The organism is Agromyces protaetiae (genome assembly GCF_030866785.1).
Taxonomy (GTDB): domain Bacteria; phylum Actinomycetota; class Actinomycetes; order Actinomycetales; family Microbacteriaceae; genus Agromyces; species Agromyces silvae.
Window position 1 is genome coordinate 3,271,540 of the sequence record NZ_CP133018.1, and the last position, 25,757, is coordinate 3,297,296.

Here is a 25,757-nt window from a genome sequence, read left to right on the forward strand (position 1 = left end):
CGCCTCATTCCGCGTCCGGCACCGGCTCGGCCTCGGCCTGCCCGGTGCGGTGCCGGCCCTCGGCGAGATAGGCGAGCCGCTGCAGCGTCTCGGCGTTCCGGACCCGCAAGGCGGGCTCGGTGAGGAATCTCGGCACCCACGACCCGGGACCTTCGACGGCCTCTTCCTGGATCCGCACGACGCAGCCGTCGCCCCGTGGCTTGACGTCGATGACGACGTGGGCCTCGCCGAGCGGCCAGCCCTTGGCACGTAGCCGCATGCGGTGCGGCGGCTCCCACTCGAGGGAGCGCGTCTCATCGTCGATCACGAGCGGCCAGGTACCCACCGAGTGGTGCAGCCTCGCGCCCTCGGCGGGCCATGCCTCGTCGACATCGCGCATGCGCGAGGCGCCGACCACCCACGACGGGTAGAGCCACGCGTCGGCGAGGACCTCGAAGACCGCCTCGGGTGGGCAGTTCATGACTCGGACGTTACGTGCCACGGATGTCTCCTCCAGGTCGCCTGCTCACGACCCTAGGCGGAGGCGCCCGTCGGCCGCACGGGCTTGACGAGTCAAGCGGTGCCGGGCAATGCCCGCGCGGCCATACAATCAGACTCCCAGGACCAGAAGTCCAGCCCCAGCACGACCACCGTGAGGAGACCCCCGAGACGTGACCGACCGCGATCCCGCCGCCCGGCCCACCGCTTTCACGCATGCCGAACCCGCACCGCCGCCGAGCTTCGCGATCGCCGACGAGCCCGAGCTGGTGCTCGTCCGCGGCACCCGGCGGTTCGATCGCGACGACATCGTCGTGCGCAAGGGCGAGTACGCCCTGCGCAACGGGCACCAGACGCCCCACGCGTCGATGGTGGAGGATCTCCTGGCGATCCGTCGGGTCCTCGACGATGCGGGCATCCCGCACCTCCTGGTGCGCGCGGACGGCATGCGGCCGGTCATCGCGGTGGACCGCGCGCAGCGCAAGGCGCTCGCGCGTGCCTTCGCCCGGGCATTCGCGGACGAGCCGTTCTATTCGGCACCGATCGCGCCGGGAAAGGCCAGGGAGACCGCGCCCGTGCTGCTCGCCGACGGGCAGCTGGCGGCGCATCGCAAGGCCAACGCGTTCCGCCTCTACCGGCCGAGGATCGAACCGCTCGGGCGGCTGCGGTACGGCAAGCAGACCGCGGTGCAGCTCGAGCTGTGGCGGTTCGGCGAGGAGACGATCGAGGCGCCGCTGCCGAACGCCCTCATGCGCACGACGCTGCCGCGCGGTGAGGCCGTCGAAGAGTCCGTCGAGCGCTACGGCACGACCTGGCGGACGCTCGAGCACATGTGGCAGCCGCTCGCGAGCGACGTCGACTTCGACATCGACCTGGTGTTCTCGTGGGTCGACGGGTCGAGCGACGAGTTCCTGCGCGAGCGGGCGAAGCGCATGCAGAGTTACGTCGTCGGCGAGGGCGACGACTCGGAGGCGCGCTATCGCCAGATCGACGAACTGAAGTACGCGTTACGCAGCGTCTACCTCTTCGCGCCGTGGGTGCGGCGGATCTTCATCGCCACCGACTCCCCCGCCCCCGCATGGCTCGCGGAGCACCCGCGCGTGCGCATCGTGCGCAGCGAGGAGTTCTTCAGCGACCCCGAGTCGTTGCCGACGCACAACTCGCACGCCGTCGAGAGCCGGCTGCACCACATCGACGGGCTCGCCGAGCACTTCCTGTACTCCAACGACGACATGTTCTTCGGCAGGCCGGTGTCGCCCGATCTGTTCTTCTCACCGGGTGGCATCACGAAGTTCGTCGAGGCGGGCACTCGGATCGGTCTCGGCGAGTCGGCACCCGAGCGCAGCGGGTTCGAGAACGCGGCGCGCGTGAACCGCGCCCTGCTCGCCGGCCGGTTCGGCAAGGTGACGACGAGGCACCTCGAGCACTGCGCGGCGCCGCTCCGACGCAGTGTGATGGCCGAGCTCGAGGGAACCTTCCCGGAGGAGTTCAGGCGGACGGCGCGCGCGCAGTTCCGGTCGGCGACGGACATCTCGGTGACCAACTCGCTCTACCACTACTACGCGCTCATGACCGGCAAGGCAGTTGTGCAGCAGAACGCGCGCGTGCAGTACATCGAGACGACCCTGCAGCGGGCGCTGCCCGCGATGGACCGGCTGCTGAAGCGACGCGACCAGGACATGTTCTGCCTGAACGACGGCTCGCGTCCCGAGATCCCGGTCGAGGTGCGCACGGCTGCGGTCACCGCCTTCCTCGAACGCTACTTCCCGTTCCCCGCCCCGTGGGAGAAGGACGCGGGGCCCGACGCGGGGACGACCTCGCCCGTCGCGATCACGCCGCCTACGGCAGCAGAATCGGCTCGGTGAACGGCCCCTGCGCGAAGCGCCGTTCGAGGCCGTCGGCCGCGCCGGTCAGCTCGGGCAGCGCATCGCCTCCGGCCGGCAGGAAGCTCACGCCGGCGACGCCGAGACGACGTGCGCTCTCCTCGGCGTCGATGTAGTCGAGCGCGGGGAAGGCACCGAGCGGGACGACCGAGTGCAGCACGGTCGACGGGTAGACGTGCACGAGATTGAAGGCGCGCGCGCCGTCGCGCCCGCGCGTGCCGCCGACCGGCACGTTCAGGTCCTGCGTGTAGCAGGTGGCGGATGCCACGGACACGGGGATGTCCGCGAACGTGGCCGACGACGAGTAGTGCAGGTGGCCGGCGAGGATGGAGCGGATGTCGCTGCCCGCGATGACCTCGGCGAGCGCGTACTGGTCGCGGAGCTCGACGGAGGCGGCCAGGTCGAGCACGCTCGGCACGGGCGGGTGATGCATGGCGAGGATCGTGCCGTACGGAGCATCCGTCGCGAGCTCCTCGGCCAGCCAGTCGAGCTGGTCGCCCGTGACCTCGCCGTGGTGGTGGCCGGGGACGGTCGTGTCGAGGGTGATGACGCGGAGACCGTGCACGTCGTCGACGCGGTCGACCGGGCGGGTGCCGCCGGCGGGCTGACCGAGCAGTCCGCGCCGGAACTCGGACCGGTCGTCGTGGTTTCCCATGACCCAGATGACGTCGGCGCCGAGCCGCTCGGCGGCCGGGTCGACGATGCGGCGGAGCCGCGCGTAGGCGTCGGCCTCGCCTTTGTCGGCGAGGTCGCCCGTGAAGACGATCGCGTCGGGACGGCCGCCGGATGCCTCGAACTCGTCGAAGAGCTGCCGGAGGTGCCGCTCGCTCGCGACGCGATCGTAGAGGGTACGACCGCCGCCGAGCAGGTGGGTGTCGCTGATGTGCAGAAGGAAATGACTCGGCCGCGGGTGTTCGGCCGTTCGGCTCGTCACGAGGATTCCCATCGTCTCGGATGTTGCGCAGCATCGGGCTTCTTGCGCGCGACACTAGCCGATCACCCGCGTCTGAACGGCCGGTGAATACGGCGTGTGCGGGTTCTGCGCGGGAGGACACGGGGGACAAATCATCAAAACGCATGAATTCAGCCCACGGTGAACGTCCGTGTCAGAGGGTCGGTTTAGCTTGATTCCAGACCCTCGAAAGTGAGAAGTTGTAACGCTGTGCGGGCGCATTGGGGGTGCGATTCCGCACACCGAGGGCTGCCTGCGCGCGAACGAACTCGCCGTGGCGGTCGTCGTCCTCCCCGTTCCCCGCTCCCGGAGATCTCATGCTCGGAAAGCTCCTCGTCCGTTATTTGAAACCGTACTGGCTGTTGCTGATCGGCGTCCTGGTCTTCCAGACCGCCGCCGCCTTCGGCAACCTGGCCTTGCCTGATCTCACCGCCGACATCATCAACAACGGCGTCGCCCAGGCCGACACGGCCTACATCTGGTCGAGCGGCCTCACCATGCTGACCATCTCGCTCGGCCAGATCACCGCCTCGATCATCGCGACCTACTTCGCCGCCAAGGCGGCCATGCGTCTCGGCCGAGACATCCGCAACGATGTCTACGAGCGGGTGAGCGGCTTCTCGGAGCGCGAGGTCTCCCAGTTCGGGCCCGGCTCGCTGATCACCCGCAACACCAATGACGTGCAGCAGGTGCAGATGCTGACGATGATGAGCGCGACGTTCCTCATCACGGCACCGCTGCTCGCCATCGGCGGCATCGTCATGGCGCTGCGGCAAGACCTCGGCCTGAGCTGGCTGATCGCGGTCGCCGTGCCGGCGCTGCTCATCATGGCCGTCCTGATCATCAGCCGCATGGTGCCGCTGTTCCGCCAGTTCCAGAAGAAGCTCGACAACGTGAACCGCATCATGCGCGAGCAGCTCACGGGCATCCGGGTGGTGCGCGCGTTCGTGCGCGAACCCATCGAGGCTGACCGCTTCCGGGTCGCGAACACCGACATCATGGTCGTCGGCCGCAAGGTGGGCTCGCTCTTCGTGCTGCTGTTCCCGCTCGCGATGCTCATCCTCAACGTGACCATCGTCGGCGTGATCTGGTTCGGCGCGATCGAGGTCGACGCCGGCACCGTCGAGATCGGCACGCTCTTCGCGTTCATGCAGTACGTCGGGCTCATCCTCATGGGCGTGCTCATGGCGAGCTTCATGACGATGATGATCCCGCGCGCCGCGGTCTCGGCCGAGCGCATCGGCGAGGTCCTCAGCAGCCGCTCGACGCTGGAGCGTCCCGCGAACCCGATCACCGAGTTCCCGACGCCGGGCACGGTCGAGTTCCGGGACACCGAGTTCGCGTATCCGGGTGCAGAGCAGCCCGTGATCTCGGGGATCTCGTTCGAGGCCCGGCGCGGCGAGACCGTCGCGATCGTCGGCTCGACCGGTGCGGGCAAGACCACGCTCGTCTCGCTCATCCCTCGGCTGTTCGACGCGACAGGCGGCTCTGTGCTCGTGAACGGCGTCGACGTGCGCGAGGCCGACCTCGACCGGCTCTGGTCGACGATCGGGCTCGTGCCGCAGCGCCCGTTCCTCTTCAATGGCACCGTCGCGTCGAACCTTCGGTTCGGTCGCGAGGACGCGACCGATGAGGAGCTGTGGCACGCGCTTGAGATCGCGCAGGGTCGCGACTTCGTCGCCGAGATGGAGGGCGGCCTGAACGCACGCATCTCCCAGGGCGGCACGAACGTCTCGGGCGGTCAGCGTCAGCGGATCTCGATCGCCCGCGCGATCGTGCACCGGCCCGACGTGCTCGTGTTCGACGACTCGTTCTCGGCGCTCGACCTCACGACCGACATGCTGCTCAGGAAGGCGCTCTGGCGCGAGCTGCCCGACGTGACGAAGATCGTCGTCGCGCAGCGCGTGTCGACCATCACCGAGGCCGATCGCATCGTCGTCCTCGAAGACGGCGGCATGGTCGGCGTGGGTACGCACGAGGAGCTCCTCGAGACGTGCCGCACCTACCGCGAGATCGTCGAATCCCAGCTCGGAGCGGAGGCGGCGCGATGACCGGCCACGCCGTCCCCACCTCCATCCCCACCCCCCGTCACACCGTCGCGGAGGCCGCACGATGAGCACCCCAACTCCCCTCAGCGAAGAAGAACGGCTCGAACTCGAGCTCGGCGAGCAGGCGCGCATCGCGTCCGACTCGTGGGACAGCGTCGCGCCCGGCAAGGCCGACAACTTCGGCAAGAGCTTCGGGCGGCTCATCGGCCTGCTGAAACCGCACGCCGTCGGCTTCATCTTCGTCTCCATCCTCGGCGCACTGGGCGTCCTGCTCACCGTGATCGCCCCGAAGGTGCTCGGCGAGGCCACGAACATCGTGTTCGAGGGCGTCGTCACCGCGAGCCTGCCGGTCGGCATCACGCAAGACCAGGCGGTCGAAGGGCTCCGCGCGGCGGGGCAGAACGACTTCGCCAACATGGTCGCGGCGATGGACCACTTCCGGCCGGGTGAGGGTGTCGATTTCGTCGCGCTCAGCCAGGTGATCATGCTCGTGCTGATGCTCTACATCGCGGCGTCGATCCTGACGTGGCTCCAGGGCTTCGTGATCAACATCATCATGGTGCGCACCATGTGGCAGCTCCGTGAAGACGTCGAGGCGAAGATCAACCGCCTGCCGCTCCGGTACTTCGACCGGGTCCAGCGCGGTGAGCTGATCTCTCGCGTGACGAACGACATCGACAACATCACGCAGACGATGCAGCAGTCGCTGTCGACCGTGGTGACCTCGGTGCTCACCGTCGTCGGCGTGCTGATCGCCATGTTCTCGATCTCGTGGCAGCTCGCGCTGGTCGCGCTCGTGGCGCTCCCGCTCATGGGCGTGATCTTCGGCATCATCGGCCCGAAGTCGCAGAAGGCGTTCGGCATCCAGTGGCGCAAGGTCGGGCGGTTGAACGCCCGCGTCGAGGAGTCCTTCTCGGGTCACGCGCTCGTCAAGGTCTTCGGCCGCGAGCGCGATTCCCTCGACAAGTTCCGCGAGGACAACGAGGAGCTGTACCAGGCCGCGTTCAAGGCGCAGTTCCTGTCGGGCATGATCATGCCGGGCATGACCTTCATCGGGAACCTCACGTACGTGGGCATCGCGGTGCTCGGCGGGCTCATGGTCGCGAGCGGCCAGTTGCGTCTCGGCGATGTGCAGGCGTTCATGCAGTACTCGCAGCAGTTCACGCAGCCGCTGTCGGAACTCGGCGGCATGGCGGCGGTCGTGCAGTCGGGCACCGCCTCGGCGGAGCGCGTGTTCCTGCTGCTCGACGAAGACGAGCAGGAGCCCGACGCCGCCGACGCCCCGGCGCCGGTCGACGGCGACGGCACGATCCAGTTCGAGAACGTCTCGTTCTCGTACCACCCGGATCGTCCGCTCATCCGTGACCTGTCGTTCCGCGTCGAGCCCGGTCAGACGGTCGCGATCGTCGGGCCGACGGGTGCCGGCAAGACCACGCTCGTGAACCTGATCATGCGGTTCTACGAGCTCGACGGCGGCCGCATCCTGCTGAACGGGCAAGACATCGCCGCGCTCACGCGGCACGATGTGCGCGCCCGCACCGGCATGGTGCTGCAGGACCCGTGGCTGTTCGCCGGCACGATCCGCGAGAACATCCGGTACGGTCGCCAGTCGGCGACCGACGACGAGATCGTGGCCGCGGCGAAGGCGACGTATGTCGACCGGTTCGTGCACTCGCTCCCCGAGGGCTACGACACGGAGCTCGACGAGGACGCCGCCAACGTCTCGGCGGGTGAGAAGCAGCTCATCACGATCGCACGCGCGTTCGTGTCGCAGCCGTCGGTGCTCATCCTCGACGAGGCCACCTCGTCGGTCGACACCCGCACCGAGCTGTTGCTGCAGAACGCCATGGCCGCGCTGCGCGAGGGGCGTACGTCGTTCGTGATCGCGCACCGGCTGTCGACGATCCGCGACGCGGACCTCATCCTCGTGATGGAGCACGGCGACATCGTCGAGCAGGGCAGCCACGACGAGCTGATCAGAGCGAAGGGCGCCTACTACCGTCTCTACAACTCGCAGTTCGAGCAGGCCGCGACCGATCTCGACGCGCAGCTCGCGGCCGAGCAGGGCACGGTCATCGAGGGCGATCCTGAGTCGACCGGCGCGAGCGCCGCCGACGAGTCGGAGAGCGACGCGGCGAAGGTGTAGCGCGAGCTCAGCACCAGGCGACGGGCGGATGTCTCACTGAGACATCCGCCCGTCGTGTTCACACGTCGTCGCGGCCCTCGATCTCGAGCGCATTGTCGCGGTCGCCGCCGATGGCGCCCGGGTCCTCGCCGCGCGCAGCGCGCTCGTCGGCTTCCGGGGAGTCCTCCTGGACCTCGTACATCTCGTCCCGGAACTCGTCCGGCAGACCGCCTCGGGCATCGAGGCCGAGCGGCTCTTCCAGCGGATCGACGAAATCGGTCATGTCGTCCTCCTCTCATGTGCTTGCCACGACGCTATGCCGAACTCACCCACGACACCAGCAGCGTGAGGACGCCTTTCGGCCTTGGAAGGCGCATACCAGGCCCCATTGCCGTCCTCACAATGTGTCTGCGCCGGGCGTAGGCTGGGAATCTCGTGACGACGTCTCCCTTTGCCCCCGCGCGCCCGTGGCGCATGTGGCTGGTGTGGTCGGTCGGCATCGCCGGGTACGTGCTCTCGGTGACGAACCGTACGTCGCTTTCGGCGGTCGGCACCGATGCGGCGGTGCGGTTCGACGCGGATGCCTCGACGCTGTCGATGTTCGCGGTGATCCAGCTGTTCGTGTACGGCGCGATGCAGATCCCGGTCGGGCTGCTCCTCGATCGGTTCGGGGCGCGTCCGATCATCGCGGCGGGCATGGTGCTGATGGCGTTGGGGCAGCTCGTGATGGCGTTCGCCTCCGACGTCGGCATCGGGATCGTCGCGCGCGTGCTCATCGGCGCAGGCGATGCCGCGGTCTTCCCGAGCGTGGTGCGGCTCATCGCGACCTGGTTCCCGTCGCAGCGGAATCCGATCATGGTGCAGCTGACCGGCATCATCGGCCAGACGGGGCAGATCGTGTCGATCCTGCCGCTGGCGGCGCTGCTCCATGCCACGACGTGGAGCATCGCCTTCGGCAGTCTCGCCGGTCTCGGCATGATCTTCGCGGTGCTCATCTTCCTGATCGTGCGCAACCGGCCGCCCGGGCGGGTCGCAGACATCGCGGTCGACACGCAGACCGGCGCGATCCAGGTGGTCACGAGCGCCGCCGACCTCCGGCAAGGGTTCCGTCAGTCCTGGGCGCATCCGGCGACGCGGCTGGCGTTCTGGTCGCACTTCGCGACGCCCTTCGCGGGCACCGCGTTCGTCATGCTGTGGGGCTTCCCGTTCCTGACCGCCGGCGAGGGGCTGGCACCGGCGACCGCGTCGCTGGTCATCACGTCGTTCGTGGTGTTCGGCATCATCGCCGGGCCGGTGATCGGTGCGCTCTCGAGCCGGCACCCGATGCGCCGGTCGACCATGCTCGTGCTGCCGACGGTCGCGTTCCAGGCGGTCGTCTGGCTCGTCGTGATCCTCTGGCCGGGTGAGGCGCCGCTCTGGCTGCTCTTCGTACTCGCGTTCGCCCTCGGCACCGGCGGCCCGGCGTCGATGATCGCGTTCGACCACGCGCGTACGTACAACCCGAGCCATCGCCTCAGCACCGCGACGGGCATCGTCAACGGCGGCGGCTTCTTCGCCGGCCTGCTCGCGATCCTGTTCATCGGCATCGCGATGGACCTGCAGGGGGCGGGCACGCCGTCGACGTACACGCTCGAGGCGTTCCGCTTCGCCTTCCTCACCCAGTTCCCGCTGTGGGCGCTCGGCATCACGTTCATCGTCATCGAGCGCCGCAAGACCCACATCCACATCGGCCTCCGTGAGCCCCGCGCGCCTCGCCGCGCCCGTCGCACGCGCCGTGGTCCGCGCCGTCGCGGCGGTTCCGAAGAGGCCTGACTCAGGCTCCGGGAACACCGACGCGACTCCGCGGCGGCGCGCCAGGTCGTGCGCCGGGAACTCGCGGCGGGCGCCGACTCGCGCCGGGCGCCGGCTCGTGCGCCGCGCTACTGCCCCGCGAGCAGGTCGCGGAGGTCGTCGGCGGTGAGCGCGGGATCCCGACGACCGGTCGATTCGCCGCCCGCGCCGTCGTCGGCACCGGCCTCGAGCACCGCCGCGACGAGCTCGCCCTTGCGGCGCTTGAGCGCCATGACCTTCTCTTCGATGGTGTTCGCGGCGACGAGCCGGTAGACCATGACCTGCTTGTCCTGCCCGATGCGGTGCGCCCGGTCGACGGCCTGGTCTTCGCTGGCGGGGTTCCACCACGGGTCGAGCAGGAAGACGTAGTCGGCTTCGGTCAGGTTCAGCCCGAAGCCGCCGGCTTTGAGGCTGATGCAGAAGACGGATGCCTCTCCAGAACGGAACCGCGCGATCTCGGCATCGCGGCGCTTCACGGGGGTCGAGCCGTCGAGCCAGGCGAACGGCACACCCGCCTCACCGAGCCGCTCAGCAGCCTTGCCGAGGAACGAGGTGAACTGGCTGAACACGAGCGCGCGGTGTCCTTCGGCGAGGACGTCCTCGAGCTGTTCGAAGAGCGCGTCGAGCTTGGCTGATGCCACGCCGGCGTGCTCGTCGTCGATGAGGCTCGCGTCGAGCGCAAGCATCCGCAGCAGGGTGAGCGACCGGTACACGATGTGGCGTTGCCGGTCGAGGTCGTCGACGAGGCCGAGCAGTTTGGTGCGTTCGCGTTGCAGGGTCGCGTCGTAGAGGCGGCGATGCCGCGGGGTGAGCTCGACGGTGAGCACCTGCTCCTGCTTCGGCGGCAGCTCGGGCGCGACCGCCTCTTTGGTGCGCCGCAGCATGAGCGGGCGGATGCGGCGCCGCAGGCGCTCGAGCCGTTCGCGATGACCGGCTTCGATCGGGCGCCGGTACTGTTCGTCGAAGGCCCGGCGCGACGGGAAGAGGCCGGGCGCGACGATCCGCAGGATCGCCCAGAGCTCGCCGGTGTGGTTCTCGATCGGCGTGCCGGTGAGCGCGATCCGGAACGGCGCGCGGATCGCGCGGGCCGCCTCGTGCACCTTCGTCGCGGGGTTCTTCACGAACTGGGCTTCGTCGAGCACGAGGCCCGCCCAGTCACGCGCGGCGAACCGGTCGGCGTCGAGCCGCAGCACCGCATACGTGGTGACGATGACGTCGGCGTCCGCGGCGGCAGCCGCGAGCCGGCGACCGTCGGCGGTGTCGGTCGCGAGGACGGCGGCGACCCGCAGCCCCGGCGTGAATCGTGTGGCTTCGGCGACCCAGTTCGAGGCGACGGAGGTCGGCGCGACGACGAGGAACGGAGCGCGCGGCTCGACGCTCGCCTGGCGCGCGTGTGCGATCAGCGCGAGGGTCTGCACCGTCTTGCCGAGTCCCATGTCGTCGGCGAGGATGCCGCCGAGGCGGCTTCGCCAGAGCAGCGCGAGCCAGCGGAAGCCCTCGACCTGATAGGGCCGCAGTTCGACCGCGAGCTCGGTGGGCAGCGGCGTCTCAGTGGTGTCGTCGCCGGTGAGCCCCGCGACGGTCGCTCGCCAGGACACCGCCGGTTCGGTCTCGTGGGCGAGGTCCTCGAACTCCGCCCACAACCCGACCTGGCTGCGGTGAATGCGCACGCCGGTCTCCCACTCGCGGAGCGTGCCCGCTTCCTCGATGAGGTCGCGCAGTGGCTCGAAGAGCGGCTGCTTCAGGTCGAGGTAGGTCTTGTCGACGAGCAGCAGCCGGCGCTGCCCCTTCGCGAGCGCCCGGAAGAGCGGCATGAACGGCACCTTGCGGCCGTTCACGGTGACCACGACACCGAGGTCGAACCAGTCGGTCTTGGGCGATTCGACGGTCGTCACGGTGAGCTGCGGCACACCGGCGTCGCGATAGTCGGGCGGGTCGCCGGTCACGTCGACGCGCACGCGATCGAGGCGGCGCAGGCGACGGATGACCCGGTCGGCGAACCAGGCCACGTCGGCGCCGCGCAGGGTGATCGGCGACATCGGCAGACCGCCGAGCTCGTCGCGCGCGAGCTCGACGACGTCGAGATCGGGGTCGGAGTCGGATTCGGAATCAAAGCCGGTCACGCGACCGTCGCCGTGCTCCCAGCGCCACGCGAGATGCAGTACCTCGTCGGGTTCGAATCGGGCGTCGAGGACGAGCACCGCGGGCACCGGGGGCGGGGGCGTGAAGCTGCCGTCGCGGCTCGTGACCGGGAGGGCCGCCGCGAGCCTCGCGTACGAGCTCCGGAAGAATTCGGCGGCTTCGCCCGGCGCGACCCGGATGTCTCGGGGCCGATCGAGCACCGCCCGCTGCACCGGGGCCAGGCCGCCGGGTACGGGCGCGAGCGCGATCTCGCCGGACGCGAAGTCGAAGGTGTAGAGCCCGTGGTCGCCGACGGCGCGGGCGGCCATGGCGGTGACGACCTGCTCGCCGATCTCGACGGTCGGCGTGAGCACGAGGGGTGGCTCACCCGTGCCTGCACCCGAGCCCGGGGCATCCGTTCGCGACGCGTCCAGGGCGACCGTCGCACTCGACTCGAGCCGCACGGTGTGCATCCCGCCGCTGCCGACGAGCGCGATGCCGAGTCGTGCGGCATCGGCGAGCTGGGCCCAGAGCAGCGGGCTCTCGTACTCGTCGAGGGTGATCCATTCCGAGCCGTAGGTCGTGTACACGCTGGGGCTGCGCCCTTTGAGCAGCGCGAGGTGCGCGAACCAGCGTGCCTGGTCGGGGTCGTACCCCTGGGACGCTCCCTGGAATGCGATGTTCTGCCAGGTGAGGCCGGCGTTCGCCCACCCGTTCCTCGCGCCGGCGGCCACCGGGCGAACCGCCAGCCGGTCGACGCCCTCGGCCCGCTTCGCGGGTTCGTCGCGCGGCCCCCGCCAGTCGCCGTCGCGGCGTTCGCGGCGCCGGCGCAGCTCGAACTGGAGCGCGAGCCGGCGAAAGCCGCCGGTCGGTCGCGCGGCGACCGCCTCGACGTCGCGACGTGCCGCGGTCGGGCCGCCCGCCGCGACGCCCAGCGCCTCGAGCTGCGCCCGCCAGTCGGCGTTCGGAGGATCGAGGTGCATGCGTTCATGCTCGCACGCCCCACCGACCCGCACCCCTCGCGTTCGCTTCCCTCGACCGTCAGCGTGCTGCACTGTCAAGCCCGCGACATCGACCGCGACGCGATGCGAGAGTGGCGGTATGAGCGACAACGGCAGCAGCGACCACGACCGCGCCCAGACCGAGCCCCGCGATCACCACGACGGCGGACTGGGCAGCGAGGGCACGATCCCCGATGAGCCGGGCAGCGTCGGTGTCGGCGCGGGCGAGCCGACGACGTTCGAGCCCGAGGAAGATCCCGAGGCAGCGGCCAACCGCGACGACGACGCCCCAGACGCCGAATAGTCGCGCGCCCTCCGCAGAGCGCCTCCCCCACCAACCCACAAGACCGGCGCGCGACCTACGCGAGCACTGCCCCCGTCGTCCCCGAGACCACGAGATCCGCGTGCGACCGGGTCGGCTCGATGATGCGCGCGTTCGCGCCGTCGACCTCGCGCGCCCACGCCTCGGCCGCCTCGGGCGTGCGACCGTGTGCGATGTGCCGGGCGGTGAGCCGGGACATCCGCTCGTTCTCCGATGCGGCGCAGAACCAGGCCTCGTCGAGGTGTTCGCGCACGAGACCCCATGGTTCGCCCTCGCAGAGCAGATAGTTGCCTTCGACGATCACGATCCGTGCCGCCGGTTCGACGGCGATCGCGCCGGCGACCGGCTCGTCGACCGCGCGGTCGAAGCCCGGCGCGTAGACGGTGTGGGCGGTCTCGCGGCGGAGCCGCGTGAGCAGCGCGAGGAACCCCCAGCCGTCGAACGTCTCCAACGCGCCTTTGCGGTCGCGCAGTCCGAGCCGGTCGAGCGTCGCGTTCGCAAGATGAAATCCATCCATCGGCACGGCCACCGCCACGCGCGCACCGCCATCCGTGGGCACCGCCCCATCCATCGACACAGCCACCGGCACGGCCACCGCGCCTGGCGGCCCTCCGTTGAGCACATCGACCAGGTTCGCCGCGAGCGTCGACTTGCCCGCGCCGGGGCTTCCCGCGATGCCGATGACCACTCTGCCGCTCGCAACTGAGGCCAGGCCCCGGACGCGCAGCGCGAGCGCGTCGAGGGGGTCGGTCGAGTCCACGTCGCGATGATACGGGACGCGGCGGCCCGACCCGCGGCGCTGAGCGTGCCCATCGTGATGTCGTCGCTACCGGCGCTGCCGACCCAGGTCCCTTCCGACCCACGGACGCGGCACGTACGCTGAACGCCATGCCACGCCTCCGCACCCCGCTCCTCGTCGCCGCTGCCACCCTGACCGTGTTCCTCACCGGTTGTTCGGGCGGCGCACCTGCGCCGACCGCCTCACCGTCGCCGACCGCATCGCCGAGCCCCACCGCGTCCCCGACGCCGACCGCGTCGGTCGACCCGAACGCCCCGGCGGGACAGTGCGCTGACGACGCGCTCAGCGTCTCGATCTCCGGCGGCGACGGCGGTGCGGGTTCCATCGGCTACGACCTCGTGTTCACGAACGAGGGCTCCGCCTCGTGCGAGCTTCGCGGCGCTCCGGGGGTCTCGGTCATCGACGGGTCGGGCGCCCAGCTCGGCGAGCCGGCCGAGCAGGTCGACGACGATGCCCCCGAGACGCTCACGCTGCAGTCCGGCGCCTCGGTAGTCGCACCGCTCACGGCCGTGAACATCGACCCCGACGGCGGCCCGCTCGACGACTGCCCGGTCGTGCACGGCACCGGCTACCGGGTCTTCCCGCCGCACAGCTTCACCGGCTTCGTGGTGGAGGCGAGCAACGTGCCCGCATGCGACAGCAGCACGGTGTTCCTGAAGGTGGGGCCGGTCCAGGCGAGCTGAGCGCCCGCTCCACCCGCCTTCCGCGTACTGCGCTGAGCCCCCGGTCAGTGCAGCTGGAGTCAGTGCAGCCGGGGTCAGTGCAGCCGGGGTCAGTGCAGCTGAGGTCAGTGCAGCCGGGGTCAGTGCAGCTGGGGTCAGTGCAGCCGGCCCCCGGGCTCGCCGTCGCGTGCCACGATCCCGTCCGCGTTCCGCGCGACCCATTCGACGAGCGGCAGCATCTGCTGCATGAGCTCGTCGCCGAGCGGGGTCAGCGAGTACTCGACCCGGGGTGGCACCTCAGGGTAGGACTCACGTCGGACGAGCCCGTCGCCCTCGAGCGTGCGGAGCGTCGAGGCGAGCATCTTCTCGCTGATGCCCTGCACCTCGCGGCGCAGCTCGCCCCACCGCTGCGTTCCGTCGGTCAGCGCGAGCAGCACGAGGACGCCCCACTTGCTCATGATGTGGTCGAGGACGACGCGCGTGGGGCATCCTTCGGTGAAGACCTCGCCGCTGCCGCGGCGGATTTCCGCAAGACTTACCGCCACGTGGGTACCTTACCTTGAAGTGGGTACCGGCTTCCAGGAATGCGGATGCCTCGTGCCGCCGTTGACCGAGGATGACGCACGCCGCATCCCGCGGGAGCGCGAGAAGGGATCCCACCATGACCATCCTCGTCACTGCCGCAAGCGGGCAGCTCGGCCGACTCGTCGTCGACGCGCTGCTCGAGCGCGGCGCCCAGCCCGCCGAGATCGTCGCGACCGCACGAGACACCGACACGATCGCGGAGCTCTCCGCCCGAGGCATCCGGACCGCGGAGCTCGACTACGACCGCCCGGAGACGATCGCGGCAGCGCTCGACGGAGTCGACCGGGTGCTGCTCATCTCGGGGTCCGCGCCGGGGGCGCGGCTGCAGGGGCACCGGAATGTGATCGAGGCGGCGAAGGCTGCCGGCGTCGCGCGGCTCGTCTACACGAGTGCGCCGAAGGCGACGACGGCCGAGGGCTTCCCGCTGGCAGCCGACCACAAGGCCACCGAGGAGGCCATCGCCGCTGCCGGCGTGCCCGCGGTCATCCTGCGCAACAACTGGTACACCGAGAACTACGTTCCGGATGTCACGCGCGCAGCCGAGACCGGCGTGATCGCGTCGTCCGCGGGCGATGGACGGGTCGCGAGTGCAACGCGCGCCGACTTCGCCGAAGGAGCCGCGGCGGTGCTGCTCAGGGACGACCTGGTGGGCGAGACCATCGAGCTGTCGGGCGACACCGCGTGGGGCTACGACGAACTCGCCGCGGCGGCGGCCGAGGTCATCGGGCGGCCGGTGACCTATCGGCGCCTCAGCACCGAGGAGCACGTCGCCGCGCTCGAGGCCGTCGGCGTCGACGCGGGAACCGCGGCATTCGTGGCCGGCCTCGACGATGCGATCCGGCGCGGTGTGCTGGGCGACGCGAGCCCGACGCTCGCCGAACTCATCGGGCGTCCGACGACACCGCTCGTCGACGGCCTGCGCGCAGCGCTCGCCCGAGCCGAGACCGCAGCCTGACGCCCGCTGACGCCTCGTACCGGTCGCACCGGCCGACGACACCGCTCGTCGACGGCCTACGCGCGGCGCTCACCCGGACCGAGACCGCAGCCTGACGCCCGCTGACGCCTTCGTGCCTGTGCCGGCCGCGCTGCGTGTTCACGCCGTGGGGAGCCCTCCCCATCACGCCGTCCTCCGTTTCCTGACAGGGTAGAAGTATGACTGACCCGAATCTTCCCCCTGCCGGCTGGTACGACGACGCCACCGGCACCGGGACGCTGCGCTATTGGGACGGCGCACAGTGGACCGAGCACACCGCGCCGGCGGCGCCGACCGACACTGCTGCGGCCGAGGCATCCGCCGCGGAGGCATCCGCCGCCGATGCATCCGCCGCAGATGCAGCGACGGCTGACGCAGCGCCGACCGAGGCAGCACCGACCGACGCAGCGCCGACCGACGCAGCGCCGACCGAGGCGGCGGCGACCGACTCGGCGGCGACCGAGGTGCGGAGCGCCGGAGCGGCCCAGCCCACCACTGCCGACTGGACCTCGCCCGGCGACGGCGCGGCCGGCCAGCCCGCGTACGCGACCGTCGGCGCGGCGCAGGAGGCGCAGGCCGGTTACGCCCAGGGGCACTACGGCCAGCCCGGCTATGCGCAGGCCTACGGCGCACAGCCCGGCTCGCCACAGCCTGGAGCCCCCGACCCCGCGGGCAAGAAGTCGGTGCACGTGCTCGGCATCATCGCGCTCGCGGTCGCAGGCCTCGGGTTCGTGCTCGCGTGCATCCCGGTGACCGTGCTGTTCGGGTGGATCCTGCTGCCGATCGGCCTCGTGCTGTCGATCGTCGCGCTCTTCATGAAGGGCGCGAAGTGGCCCGGCATCGTCGGAATCTCGGTGTCGGTCGTGGGCATGATCGTGGCCGCGATCGTGAGCATCGTCGCGTTCGTGTTCGCGGTCGGCGAGATCGAGCGCACGATCGAGCAGTACGACGAGAGCTCGTCGGCGCTCGAAGAGGAGCTCGACAGCGCGTTCGCTCCTGAGGTGTTCGGCTCGCGCGAGGACCCGCTCGCGATCGGCGAGACGATCAGCACCGACGACTTCGACGTCGTCATCAACAGCATCGACCTGAACGCGACGGAGCAGGTGCTCGCCGCCGACGAGTACAACGAGCCGCCCGCCGAAGGAGAGACGTACGCGATCGTGAACCTCACGGTCACGTTCAAGGGCGAGGGCTCGTCGACCGACGGCATGGTCGGGGTCGACTACGTGAGCGCGGACGGCGTCGTGAAGGACGACGCGTACGCGTACGCGTGGGGCGTCGAGCCCGAGTTCGGTCTGACCGAGCTGTTCACCGGCGGGAGCACGACGGGCAACCTGGTGCTCATGCTGCCCGCTGACCCCGACGGCGTGCTGCTGGTCTCGCCCGGGTTCTACGACGAGGCCTGGGTGTCGCTGCGCTGAGCGGACAGCACTCCGCTCACACCGCGACCGTGCGGGCGTGCCCTCGATCTCACAGATCGCGGGGACGGAGCACGGTCTGCGTGACGCCGGTCACGCCGTCGCCGCGGAGCGCCTCGACGGCTGCGCGGAGGGAGGCGAACGTGCCCTCGACGATGGTCCCTCCCGCACCCGACGGCGCGACGGTGTCGACGTCGTGGTCCGCGAGCGCTCGGGTAACCGCGTCGGCTTCGAGCGGCACGTGCGCGAGTGCCCGGACCTCGGGGTCGTCGGCTCGCTCGAGGCGGACCTCGTGGACGGCGGTGAGGCGTCCGAGGGTCCGGGCGAGGGACAGCGCGATCCGCGCGCTTCCCTCGAAGACGAAGGCGAGTACGCCGAGGCCCTGATCCACGTCGAGCGTGTTCACGGCTTCGAAGCCGAGGCCGCGGGTCGAGAAGCACTCCGTGGTGGCGGTGAGCGATCCGTTCCGATCGGCCACGACGACGAACACCACCCAGGTCGTCTCCATCCCGCTCATGCGCGGACTCCCGAGAGCCATCCGTCGACCGAGCTGCGGATCTGCCGGCTGATCGCGAGCAGTCGTCTTGCCTCATCGGGTGCGAGGTCGTCGAGGAGCACCCTCGACCACCCGTCGGGCCCGACGACAAGTGGGACACCGAGGACACCCTGCACGCTGGTGCCGTCGAGCTCGAGCTCGCCGTCCAGCGCGACCTGCCCGGCGACCACGATCTCTCGTCCGTCGAGCACCGTGTCGACGAGGTCGACCGTGGCGGCGGCCGTCGCGTGCGAGGTCTTCGCCCCGCTGGTGTGCGTGAGATAGGGGCGCACCACGCCGCGGACGCCCGGGCGGAGTGTGTCGACCATGGCGAACGCGGATCCGGGGTCGGTGCGGCCGGCTGCGGCGAGCTCGGATTTCGCGGCGGCGACCTCGGCTGCGAACGTGTCGAGCGTGCGCTCGCCGCGCAACGTCCGGACGACGGCTGCGCGCTCGCCGCCGTCGAAGCCGCGGATGCGGACCGTCGACCAGAGCGGGACGGCGCCGTCACCGTGCTGACCGGCCACGAACCCGCTCACGCGCTGCCGGTGGATGCCGAGGTCCGCGGCGATCTCGCGCCGGAATCGCAGGGTGTCCAACCAGGACCCCATGCCGATGACCCGGTGCCGGCCGAGGCGCTCGGCGAGCACCGCGACGCCGAGTTCGACGGGGTTTGACACGACGATGACGACCTCTTGACCGGTGCCGCCGGCGGCCAGCGCCTCGGCGTACTCGCGGAACGTCGCGAGGTTCCGCTGGGCGAGCAGGTCACGGTCGATGACCTGGCTCGGGTCGACGGGAACCGTGGCGCCCGCGGCGAGCACGATGACGTCGGCGACGACGTCGTCGGGTGTCGTGGCGACGTCGATGAACGGCGCGTGCTCGTCGTACGCGTCGATGAGGTCGGCGCGGAGCCCGTGCGTCGCCAGTTCTGACGGGCCGCCTACGCGCCCGACCAGCTGCAGCCGAGATGTGGAGCGTACGACGCGCTTCTCGATGAGGTTGGCGCAGACCGCGCGGCCGACATCTCCCGTGGCTCCGAGAACTGCAACATCCATGTCCGGATGCTAGCGGGTGCCCGCGCCTCCTACCGCTGCGTGCCGCGTCGCGGCCACCAGGCTGGCATGAGGGTCGCGATGCGGGCGGCCTCGGCCGAGGCATCCGTCTCGTCACTGAGCGCCCAGGTCTCGATCGCACCGACCAGACCGCCGGCGACGTACGCGGCGGCCTGCTCGATCGCCTCCTCGGTGCGCGGCGCGCCGGGCACACGCTGCTCGCGCCAGACCTCGAGCGCGAGCCGGGCACGGTGCCGCAGCCGGTCGTCGACTGCGGTGCGGAAGATGCCGCGTGTGACCGGACCGAACAGCGTGCGGTACCCGGCTCGCTCCTCGGCGATGTGGTCGAGGATTCGTCGCATCGAGCTCAGGTACCGGTCGGCGACCTCCTCGGGCGCCTCGGCTGTGGGCTCGACGTCGACCTCGGCGATGCGGTCGATGTCACGGCTGAACTCGGCGAGCGCGAACTCGGGCACCCCGTCGGCGTGCCCGTAGAACGTCGTGCGGTGCACGCCGGCCTCGCGGCAGAGCTCGGCGACCGTGATCTCGTCGAGCGGCCGACGCTCGAGCAGCCGCGTGAGCGCCGCGACGAGGGCCTGGCGCGTGCGGATCTGTCTCGGGTCGGGTCGCATCTGATCAGGGTAGTCAGGCTCGCGAGGCATGGGCATCGAACGGGTGGATGCCTCGGGCGAGGCATCCACTCGCCCGAGGCGTGCGCGTCTCGGGCCGCGCTCAGCTCTCGTAGTGGGCGAGGCCCGCGGTCTCGCCGCCGTCGGCGACGAACTCGGCGCCGGTGGAGAAGCTGGACTCGTCGCTCGCGAGGAACAGGACGAGGTTCGACAGCTCGATCGGCTCGCCGACTCGGTGAAGCGCGACGTGGTTCTGCGGCGTGTCGAGCTCGTCGGTCATCGGCGTGCGGATCACACCGGGGTGCACCGAGTTCACGCGGATGTTGTACTGGCCCAGGTCGAGCGCGGCGTTCTTCGTGAGCCCGCGCACGCCGTACTTCGCGGCGTTGTAGCCGGGCAGCGCCTCGTAGCCCTGTAGGCCGGCGGTCGACGAGATGTTGATGATGGACCCCTTGCCGCTCTGCTTGAGCGCAGGTGCAGCGGCTCGGATGCCGTAGAAGACACCGGTGAGGTTGATGGCGATCATCTTGTCCCAGGCCTCGAGCGAGTACTCGTCGACCGGGCCGAAGTTCGCGATGCCGGCGTTGTTCACCACGACATCGAGTCCGCCGAACTCATCGACGGCGAGCTTGACGGCCTGCTCCCATTGCGCATAGTCGGTGACGTCGAGGTGGACGTAGCGGACGTTCTCGCCGAGCTCGGCCGCGAGCACCTCGCCCTCGGCGTCGAGCAAGTCGCCGATGACGACCTTCGCACCCTCCTCGACCAGAAGCCGGGCGTGCGAGGCGCCCATGCCGCGGGCACCTCCGCTGATGAGAACCACTTTGTTACTGACGCGTGCCATGTGTGACCTTCCTCTCGATTCCGGGAACGGGTGCCCCGGGCGGGTCGGCATCGTCGCGGGCTCGTGGCGTCGTGGCTGGTGCCGACCACTTCGTCGGTGTACGTGTCTATTCTACACATGTCGAATAGAAGGCTTATTAGAAGCCCACCGTTTCCTCGTACACCGCCGGTGGACGGCGGCGACGGCGGTGCGCCGAGTTCAAGCCCGGGCGCCGGCCTGAGTCCGGGTCCGGGTCCGGGTCTAAGTCGAGGGTTGAATCGGAGTCCGAGTCCGGGTCCAGCTCGGAATCCGAGTCCGGGGCCGGGGCTAGCTCTGAATCGGAGTCCGAGTCGTCAAGGTCGCCGCATTCGTCGCCGGGATCTGCCGCGTCGGCGAGGACTTCGTTCTGCCCGAAGGCTCGGCGAGCTGCCTCGATGGCCTGCTGGAGGCTGCCGGCACGCAGATCACCTTCCGGCGTGGTGCGGTACACCGCGCCGGTCAAGGAGGTCCACTCGAGCACTCCCCCGTCGAGGTGCCTGAGCGACCACGCGGTCTCGTGTTTCAGATGATGGTGGAACGCGCACAAGTGAGCCAGATTGTCGTGAGCGGTCGCGCCGTGGTCGGCCGCCCAAGCCGCGCTGTGGTCGACCTCGCACCGAACCGCACGCCGTGTGCACCCCGGAAAGCGGCACGTACGGTCGCGCACCTGAAGCCACGTTCGAAGGTCAGCCGGTACCCGATATGAGCCACGGTCGACGTCGAGCACCGCACCGCTGATCGGGTGGGTCAGCAGCCTCGTGAACGACGGTGCGTTCGCGGCCAGACGCCGAGCCGTCTCCGCATCGATCGGACCATAGCCGTCGAGGTCGGCCGGCGACTCGTCGAGACCGAGCAGGCTGAGCACGGGCACCGTCACGTGCACCGTAGGACGAATCGAGGCGAGTCCCGTGCCGGCCGCCGCGTCGCCGACCGGCGCCCCGTACAGCAAGAGGTCACGCGCGAGGTCCGCCTCGAGCTGCGCACAGGTGCGCGACTCGGACGCGTCGGCCTTCGCCACGGTCACCGCTTGCTTCAGCCGGTCGCGTACCAGCAGCGCGTCCGTCGCGCGCATCTGCACGGCGAGCCACGCCATGCCATCCGGTGCGGGCTCGAGCTGCACGGCGCGGTCAGCGAACGCACGCTCATGACGTTGCACGACCGTCTCGATCTGCACCTGCTCGAGCAGCCGCTTCGCATCATGCCGCAGCTTCGCAGGAGTCACGCCCCGCGCCAGCGAGGCAAGCTCGGCATCCGCCCTCGCGAGCGCATCGGATGACCCTTCGACGGCACTCACAGCCTCGACGATGACGCGCACGTGCGCCGCGTCGATCTCCCCCTCGCTCATCGCCGCCAGCGTCGATGGAAGCGCCGTGCAGAGCATGTACGACTCCGACGCGAGGCGCTGCATCGTCCGCTCGGAGACCCGCCACGCGACAGCGAGTTCCGCGATGACCGCACGGCGCGCGAGCTCGTACTGGCCGGTACGCCCGAGATGAGACGAGACGAATGAACGTGCGCGGCTCACCGCGAACTGGATCGCCTCGTGGATCGAGACAAGGCGTTGGGCATCGAGTCGAGCAAGCGCCTGTCTGAGCTCGACGGATGCATCGATCAATGCCGCGAGTTCGGCCTGCGCCTCCACGTGCGACCCGATGTCAGCGGGTGGTGGAATCATGTCTTGCATGAGCAGCAAGATATCACTATCCTCGAATGCGTGTTCGAATCTTTCCACACCCGGCGAGCACCGCAGCGGAGCAGATCAATGAGCGGCGGCGGGTGGCGGATTGCAGGGAGAGAGGTGATGGATTGGAGGAAGAGAGGCAGTGGATTGGAGGGAGAAGTGAGGGGCTGGGCACGGTGGAGTTAATGAGGCTGGGCACGGTGGAGATGAGGAGGCCTGGCACAGGCGAGGCCGAGGAAACCTGGTGAAGGCGACCGAGGTGCAGGCGACCGAGGTGCAGGCGACCGAGGTGCAGGCGACCGAGGTGCAAATGCCAGAGAAGCGAAGCGAGAGGTACTGATGAAGCGAGCGGCCTGACGGCTGTGGCGGTCGTGGTGAAGCCCTCGAAGGCCGCGATCCAGCTCCCTCGACAGAGCGCAGGAGACCGGAGAGCCAGGAGGTTAGAAGAGACGGCGCTGCGCGACGACTGGGGCACCCTCGAGCTCGAGCAGCTGCAGTTTGCGTTCGAGGCCACCCGCATAGCCCGTGAGCGCGCCGTTCGCTCCGACGACGCGGTGGCACGGCACGACGATACTGATCGGATTCCTCCCGACCGCACCCCCCACCCGGCGAGCGAGGTTGCGATCGCCGAGCTCGACCGCCAACGCACCGTACGTCGTGGTCTCTCCGTACGGGATCTCGCGCAACAGGTCCCAGACGGCATGCTGGAACGGGTCGCCGACCGGCGCAATGGGCAGGTCGAACTCCCGTCGCCGGCCTTCGAGGAACTCTGCGAGCTGTGCCGCAAACGTCACGAAGAGGGAGTCGACAGAGGCATCCACGCCCGCACCGATCGAGCCCTCCACTGGGGGGTGCCAGTGCCCCGGAAAATACACGCCCGCCATCGCGTCACCGTCGCCCACGACGAGCAATTCGCCGAGCGCGGTCGGTAGCGTGGCGTGGCGACGGCTCATGCCTCAATCTTTGCGCCTGCAGGTCGCGGCTGCGCCCACCTTTCCAGCGGAAATCAGACAGGTACGCGGACTCGGCTGGGTCTGATTGGAGGGATCCGCCTGAGGGCCCAGCCAAAGGTCGAGGCATCGCGCAGACGCAACAGGCACAGGCCCAAGCTACGCCTGACGGCACCAGCCAGAGGTCGAGGCGTCGCGCAGACGCAACAGGCAAACGCCCAAGCTGTGCCTGACGGCGTCGGGCAGAGGCCCCCGCCGCCGCGGGGTGTGCGGCGGCGGGGATCTGACCCGACGGTTCGGAGGGAGTCCGCCAGCTTGAGGGGCCGCCGCCGGCGTGCGGCCAACGCCAGGTTAACGGAGAGCGTCGTCCGATTTCTTTCATCGTGTGCCCCCAGTTCGGGTGGCGCGCCGCCCCGCTGGGCCGGTCGGGCAACCGAGGCGACGATCGCCACAGCGTCGGCCACCAGGAGCACGGCACCGATCCCGAGCCAGGCCGGCGGCTCGACGCCGGTCGACGCGATCAGCCTGGCGTCGCTTCGGCTCGACTTCGCCGGCCCGGAGGGCTCCGCCGGCGGCATGCGCATCGGCTCGACTTCGCCCGCCCGGAGGGCTCCGCCGGCGGCGTGCGCGTCGGCTCGCCCACGGGACCAACCTTGGAAATCTCGTTGATCGCGCCTGTCTCGGCCACCGGGAACCGGACCGAGGTCTGTACCGCGACCCCGATCATTCCCCTTATAGGGAGTCAAGTCCCCACTTCTCGTGGCCCGCGCTGATCAGATCCAGCCCTGCTGCCAGGCGATCTCGGCGGCCTCGTGCCGCGAAGCGGCGTCGAGCTTCGTCATCGCGGACGACAGATAGTTGCGCACGGTTCCGGGTGCGAGGTGCATGCGTTCGGCGATCTGCTGCACGCTCATCGTCGAGCGGCTGTGCCGAAGCGCGTCCAGCTCACGGTCGGTCAGCGGGCAGCGCTCGGCGGTGAGCGCGGTCGCGGCGATCTCGGGGTCGATGTACCGGCGGCCGGCCGCGACATCGCGGATCACGTTCGCGAGGTCCTCAGCCGGGGTCGACTTCGGGACGAAACCCGACACCTTCGACGCGAGCGCGCGGCGCAGTACACCAGGGCGGGCATGACGGGTGACGATGACCACGCGGGTCGGCACCTCGGCCAAGATGCGGGACGCCGCCTCGAGGCCGTCGGCCTCCGGCATCTCCAGGTCGAGCAGACAGACGTCGGGGCTTGTCTCGAGCGCGAGCGATACCGCCTCCTCGCCGTTCGCGGCGCTCGCGACCACCTCGATGTCGGGCTCGAGGTTCAGCAGTGCGATCAGCGCACCGCGGATCAGATGCTCGTCGTCGGCGACGAGCAGGCGGATCGTGCTCATGCGTTCACCTGCCCTGCGCTCACTCGCTCTTCAACGACCACCGTCGCCGTGAGCTCGAATGTGCCGGCCGAGGCATCCGCAGATGTCCAGCTCATGCGTTCACCTGCCCTGCGCTCACTCTCACGCTCTCCTCGACCGGCACCGTCGCCGTGAGCTCGAAGATGCCGGCCGAGGCATCCGTCGAGGTCTCGAGCCGCCCTCCCACGTCCGCGAGCCGCTCGCGAAGGCCCGCGAGGCCGCTGCCCGCCGCACGCGCGGCCGGGGCGACCGTCGACGCAGCGACACCGTCGTTCTCGATCGACAACACGCTGGCATCGTCGACCACGCGCAGCGTGATCGTCACGCGCGTGGCCTCGCTGTGCCGCAGGATGTTCGTCGTCGCCTCGCGCACCACCGACGCGAGCGCCGCGCGCACCGCGGCGTCCGCCGGCACCACGCCCACGCGCAACGCGCACGACGCCCCCGCAGCGGTGAGCACCTCGCGCGCGTTCTCGAGCTCGTCGTCGAGCGCAACCTGGCGGTAGCCGGCGACCAGCGAACGCGTCTCCTCGAGCGCCTGCTTCGCAATGAGCCGCGTCTCGTGGATGTGCTCGCGAGCCGCCGCCGGATCGACCTCGAGCAGGCGCTCCGCGAGCTCCGACTTCAGCGAGATCACCTGCAGATGATGCCCCTGGATGTCGTGCAGGTCCGACGCGAAGCGCAACCGCTCCTGCGTGACCGCGAGCTCGCCGGCCGTACGGCGGTGGCGTTCGAGGCGCACGACGATCTCCCACCACCACAGGCTCGAGATGAGCATGAACGGCAGCAACGTGGAGTAGATCAGAAACATGATCGCGCCGCCGCGCGGCATCTCGTCGAGCGACCGGTCGAGCACGACCATCGGGAGCACGACGTGCGCGGCGAAGAGCGCCGCCCCCACGCCGAGCACGACCCAGCGCCACATCCGCGGCACGAGGCACGCGATGAGCGACGCAGCCGCCCAGAGCGGCACCGCCGTCGCGAACTCGACACCGGGCACGAACAGGCCAAGCACCCATACGACGCCGGCCGACCCGACGAGCGCCGCCGTCCAGCCCGCGGCGGGCAGCCCACCCGCACGCCCCGCCCGCAGGAACCAGCAGTACCGGATCTGCACCGCCGCCGAGACCACCACCGCGACGATCAGCACCATCGTGAACGGGTCGCGCGTCGCGAGGACGTCCTCGAGCAAGGTCAACGCGACGACCGCCTCGAAGAAGCCCACGAAGAACACGATCGAGGTGAGCGTGTAGTACCAGGTGGTCTGCACACTGCGGGCGTGCTCGGCAGGCATGCTTCCGAGCGTAGGGCAGTGACAAATGTCACGGCGCGAGATGCGATTCACGTCACAAAGAGGTGACGCCGCGACACTGCCGCGGCGGCCGCGGATCCGGTGGACTCGACACATCACCGAGGACGACCCACCGGCGGACTCGGCACCTCACCGAT

General features: G+C 70.0%; 22 protein-coding genes. 8 read left to right on the forward strand and 14 right to left on the reverse strand.

Annotated elements, in window-relative coordinates:
• Positions 1 to 4 precede the first annotated feature (4 nt).
• Positions 5 to 481, reverse strand: coding sequence for an SRPBCC family protein (locus tag QU602_RS15045; RefSeq protein WP_308797267.1), 477 nt, complete (start codon positions 479 to 481; stop codon positions 5 to 7).
• Positions 482 to 725: 244 nt separating this feature from the next.
• Between QU602_RS15045 and QU602_RS15050 the strand changes: the two genes are divergently transcribed.
• A complete protein-coding gene (locus QU602_RS15050) occupies positions 726 to 2,342 on the forward strand; it encodes a stealth family protein (RefSeq protein WP_373692944.1) in 1,617 nt (538 codons plus the stop codon).
• Here QU602_RS15050 and QU602_RS15055 read toward each other — a convergent pair.
• Positions 2,317 to 3,294, reverse strand: a complete 978-nt coding sequence (locus tag QU602_RS15055) for a phosphodiesterase (RefSeq protein ID WP_308797268.1) — start codon at positions 3,292 to 3,294, stop codon at positions 2,317 to 2,319. The genes QU602_RS15050 and QU602_RS15055 overlap by 26 nt on opposite strands.
• 335 nt (positions 3,295 to 3,629) lie before the next feature.
• On the opposite strand from QU602_RS15055, the gene QU602_RS15060 reads away from it, so the two are divergent.
• Together QU602_RS15060 and QU602_RS15065 are read left to right on the forward strand one after the other, a co-directional pair.
• Positions 3,630 to 5,363, forward strand: a complete 1,734-nt coding sequence (locus QU602_RS15060) for an ABC transporter ATP-binding protein (protein ID WP_308797269.1) — start codon at positions 3,630 to 3,632, stop codon at positions 5,361 to 5,363.
• A gap of 61 nt (positions 5,364 to 5,424) precedes the next feature.
• Positions 5,425 to 7,506 carry an ABC transporter ATP-binding protein gene (locus QU602_RS15065; protein WP_308797270.1) on the forward strand — a complete coding sequence of 694 codons (2,082 nt, stop codon included), beginning with the start codon at positions 5,425 to 5,427 and terminating at the stop codon, positions 7,504 to 7,506.
• A 58-nt stretch (positions 7,507 to 7,564) separates the two neighbouring features.
• Here the strand turns inward: QU602_RS15065 and QU602_RS15070 are convergent, their stop codons facing one another.
• Complete coding sequence (locus QU602_RS15070) at positions 7,565 to 7,768, reverse strand: hypothetical protein (RefSeq protein ID WP_308797271.1); 204 nt, start codon at positions 7,766 to 7,768, stop codon at positions 7,565 to 7,567.
• Positions 7,769 to 7,959: 191 nt separating this feature from the next.
• Between QU602_RS15070 and QU602_RS15075 the strand changes: the two genes are divergently transcribed.
• Positions 7,960 to 9,297: an MFS transporter gene (locus QU602_RS15075; RefSeq protein ID WP_308800195.1), complete on the forward strand. Its 1,338-nt coding sequence runs from the start codon at positions 7,960 to 7,962 to the stop codon at positions 9,295 to 9,297.
• A gap of 107 nt (positions 9,298 to 9,404) precedes the next feature.
• Here QU602_RS15075 and QU602_RS15080 read toward each other — a convergent pair whose 3' ends face one another.
• Positions 9,405 to 12,419, reverse strand: coding sequence for a DEAD/DEAH box helicase (locus tag QU602_RS15080; protein WP_308797272.1), 3,015 nt, complete (start codon positions 12,417 to 12,419; stop codon positions 9,405 to 9,407).
• 118 nt (positions 12,420 to 12,537) lie between these two features.
• Here QU602_RS15080 and QU602_RS15085 point away from each other — a divergent pair, with 118 nt between their 5' ends.
• Complete coding sequence (locus QU602_RS15085; protein WP_308797273.1) at positions 12,538 to 12,741, forward strand: hypothetical protein; 204 nt, start codon at positions 12,538 to 12,540, stop codon at positions 12,739 to 12,741.
• A 55-nt stretch (positions 12,742 to 12,796) separates the two neighbouring features.
• Here QU602_RS15085 and QU602_RS15090 read toward each other — a convergent pair whose 3' ends face one another.
• Positions 12,797 to 13,519, reverse strand: a complete 723-nt coding sequence (locus tag QU602_RS15090) for a nucleoside/nucleotide kinase family protein (RefSeq protein WP_308797274.1) — start codon at positions 13,517 to 13,519, stop codon at positions 12,797 to 12,799.
• 128 nt (positions 13,520 to 13,647) lie between these two features.
• Between QU602_RS15090 and QU602_RS15095 the strand changes: the two genes are divergently transcribed.
• A complete protein-coding gene (locus tag QU602_RS15095; protein WP_308797275.1) occupies positions 13,648 to 14,241 on the forward strand; it encodes a DUF4232 domain-containing protein in 594 nt (197 codons plus the stop codon).
• Positions 14,242 to 14,375: 134 nt separating this feature from the next.
• On the opposite strand, the gene QU602_RS15100 is transcribed toward QU602_RS15095, so the two are convergent.
• Positions 14,376 to 14,765 carry a winged helix-turn-helix transcriptional regulator gene (locus tag QU602_RS15100; RefSeq protein WP_308797276.1) on the reverse strand — a complete coding sequence of 130 codons (390 nt, stop codon included), beginning with the start codon at positions 14,763 to 14,765 and terminating at the stop codon, positions 14,376 to 14,378.
• A 116-nt stretch (positions 14,766 to 14,881) separates the two neighbouring features.
• On the opposite strand from QU602_RS15100, the gene QU602_RS15105 reads away from it, so the two are divergent.
• Positions 14,882 to 15,760, forward strand: coding sequence for an SDR family oxidoreductase (locus QU602_RS15105; protein ID WP_308797277.1), 879 nt, complete (start codon positions 14,882 to 14,884; stop codon positions 15,758 to 15,760).
• Positions 15,761 to 15,957: 197 nt separating this feature from the next.
• Entirely contained in the window at positions 15,958 to 17,199 is a 1,242-nt protein-coding gene (locus QU602_RS15110) for a DUF2510 domain-containing protein (RefSeq protein WP_308797278.1), read from the forward strand.
• Between the two features lie 49 nt (positions 17,200 to 17,248).
• On the opposite strand, the gene QU602_RS15115 is transcribed toward QU602_RS15110, so the two are convergent.
• The 8 genes from QU602_RS15115 to QU602_RS15150 all read right to left on the reverse strand — a co-directional run bounded on the left by QU602_RS15115 (position 17,249) and on the right by QU602_RS15150 (position 25,602).
• The gene (locus tag QU602_RS15115) at positions 17,249 to 17,713 is read right to left on the reverse strand and encodes a hypothetical protein (RefSeq protein ID WP_308797279.1); all 465 of its coding nucleotides are present in this window, start codon (positions 17,711 to 17,713) and stop codon (positions 17,249 to 17,251) included.
• On the reverse strand, positions 17,710 to 18,789 hold the full coding sequence (locus tag QU602_RS15120) for a lactate/malate family dehydrogenase (protein WP_308797280.1): 1,080 nt from the start codon (positions 18,787 to 18,789) through the stop codon (positions 17,710 to 17,712). Before QU602_RS15120 ends, QU602_RS15115 begins: the two co-directional genes overlap by 4 nt.
• Before the next feature lie 29 nt (positions 18,790 to 18,818).
• On the reverse strand, positions 18,819 to 19,418 hold the full coding sequence (locus QU602_RS15125; protein WP_308797281.1) for a TetR/AcrR family transcriptional regulator: 600 nt from the start codon (positions 19,416 to 19,418) through the stop codon (positions 18,819 to 18,821).
• A gap of 100 nt (positions 19,419 to 19,518) precedes the next feature.
• Positions 19,519 to 20,208, reverse strand: coding sequence for an SDR family oxidoreductase (locus QU602_RS15130; RefSeq protein WP_373692834.1), 690 nt, complete (start codon positions 20,206 to 20,208; stop codon positions 19,519 to 19,521).
• Positions 20,209 to 20,395: 187 nt separating this feature from the next.
• Positions 20,396 to 21,961, reverse strand: coding sequence for an HNH endonuclease signature motif containing protein (locus QU602_RS15135; RefSeq protein ID WP_308797283.1), 1,566 nt, complete (start codon positions 21,959 to 21,961; stop codon positions 20,396 to 20,398).
• 437 nt (positions 21,962 to 22,398) lie between these two features.
• Positions 22,399 to 22,911 (reverse strand): methylated-DNA--[protein]-cysteine S-methyltransferase, encoded by a 513-nt coding sequence (locus QU602_RS15140; protein ID WP_308797284.1) that lies wholly within the window; start codon positions 22,909 to 22,911, stop codon positions 22,399 to 22,401.
• A gap of 770 nt (positions 22,912 to 23,681) precedes the next feature.
• Complete coding sequence (locus tag QU602_RS15145; protein ID WP_308797285.1) at positions 23,682 to 24,290, reverse strand: response regulator transcription factor; 609 nt, start codon at positions 24,288 to 24,290, stop codon at positions 23,682 to 23,684.
• A 91-nt stretch (positions 24,291 to 24,381) separates the two neighbouring features.
• Entirely contained in the window at positions 24,382 to 25,602 is a 1,221-nt protein-coding gene (locus tag QU602_RS15150) for a sensor histidine kinase (protein ID WP_308797286.1), read from the reverse strand.
• Positions 25,603 to 25,757 lie beyond the last annotated feature (155 nt).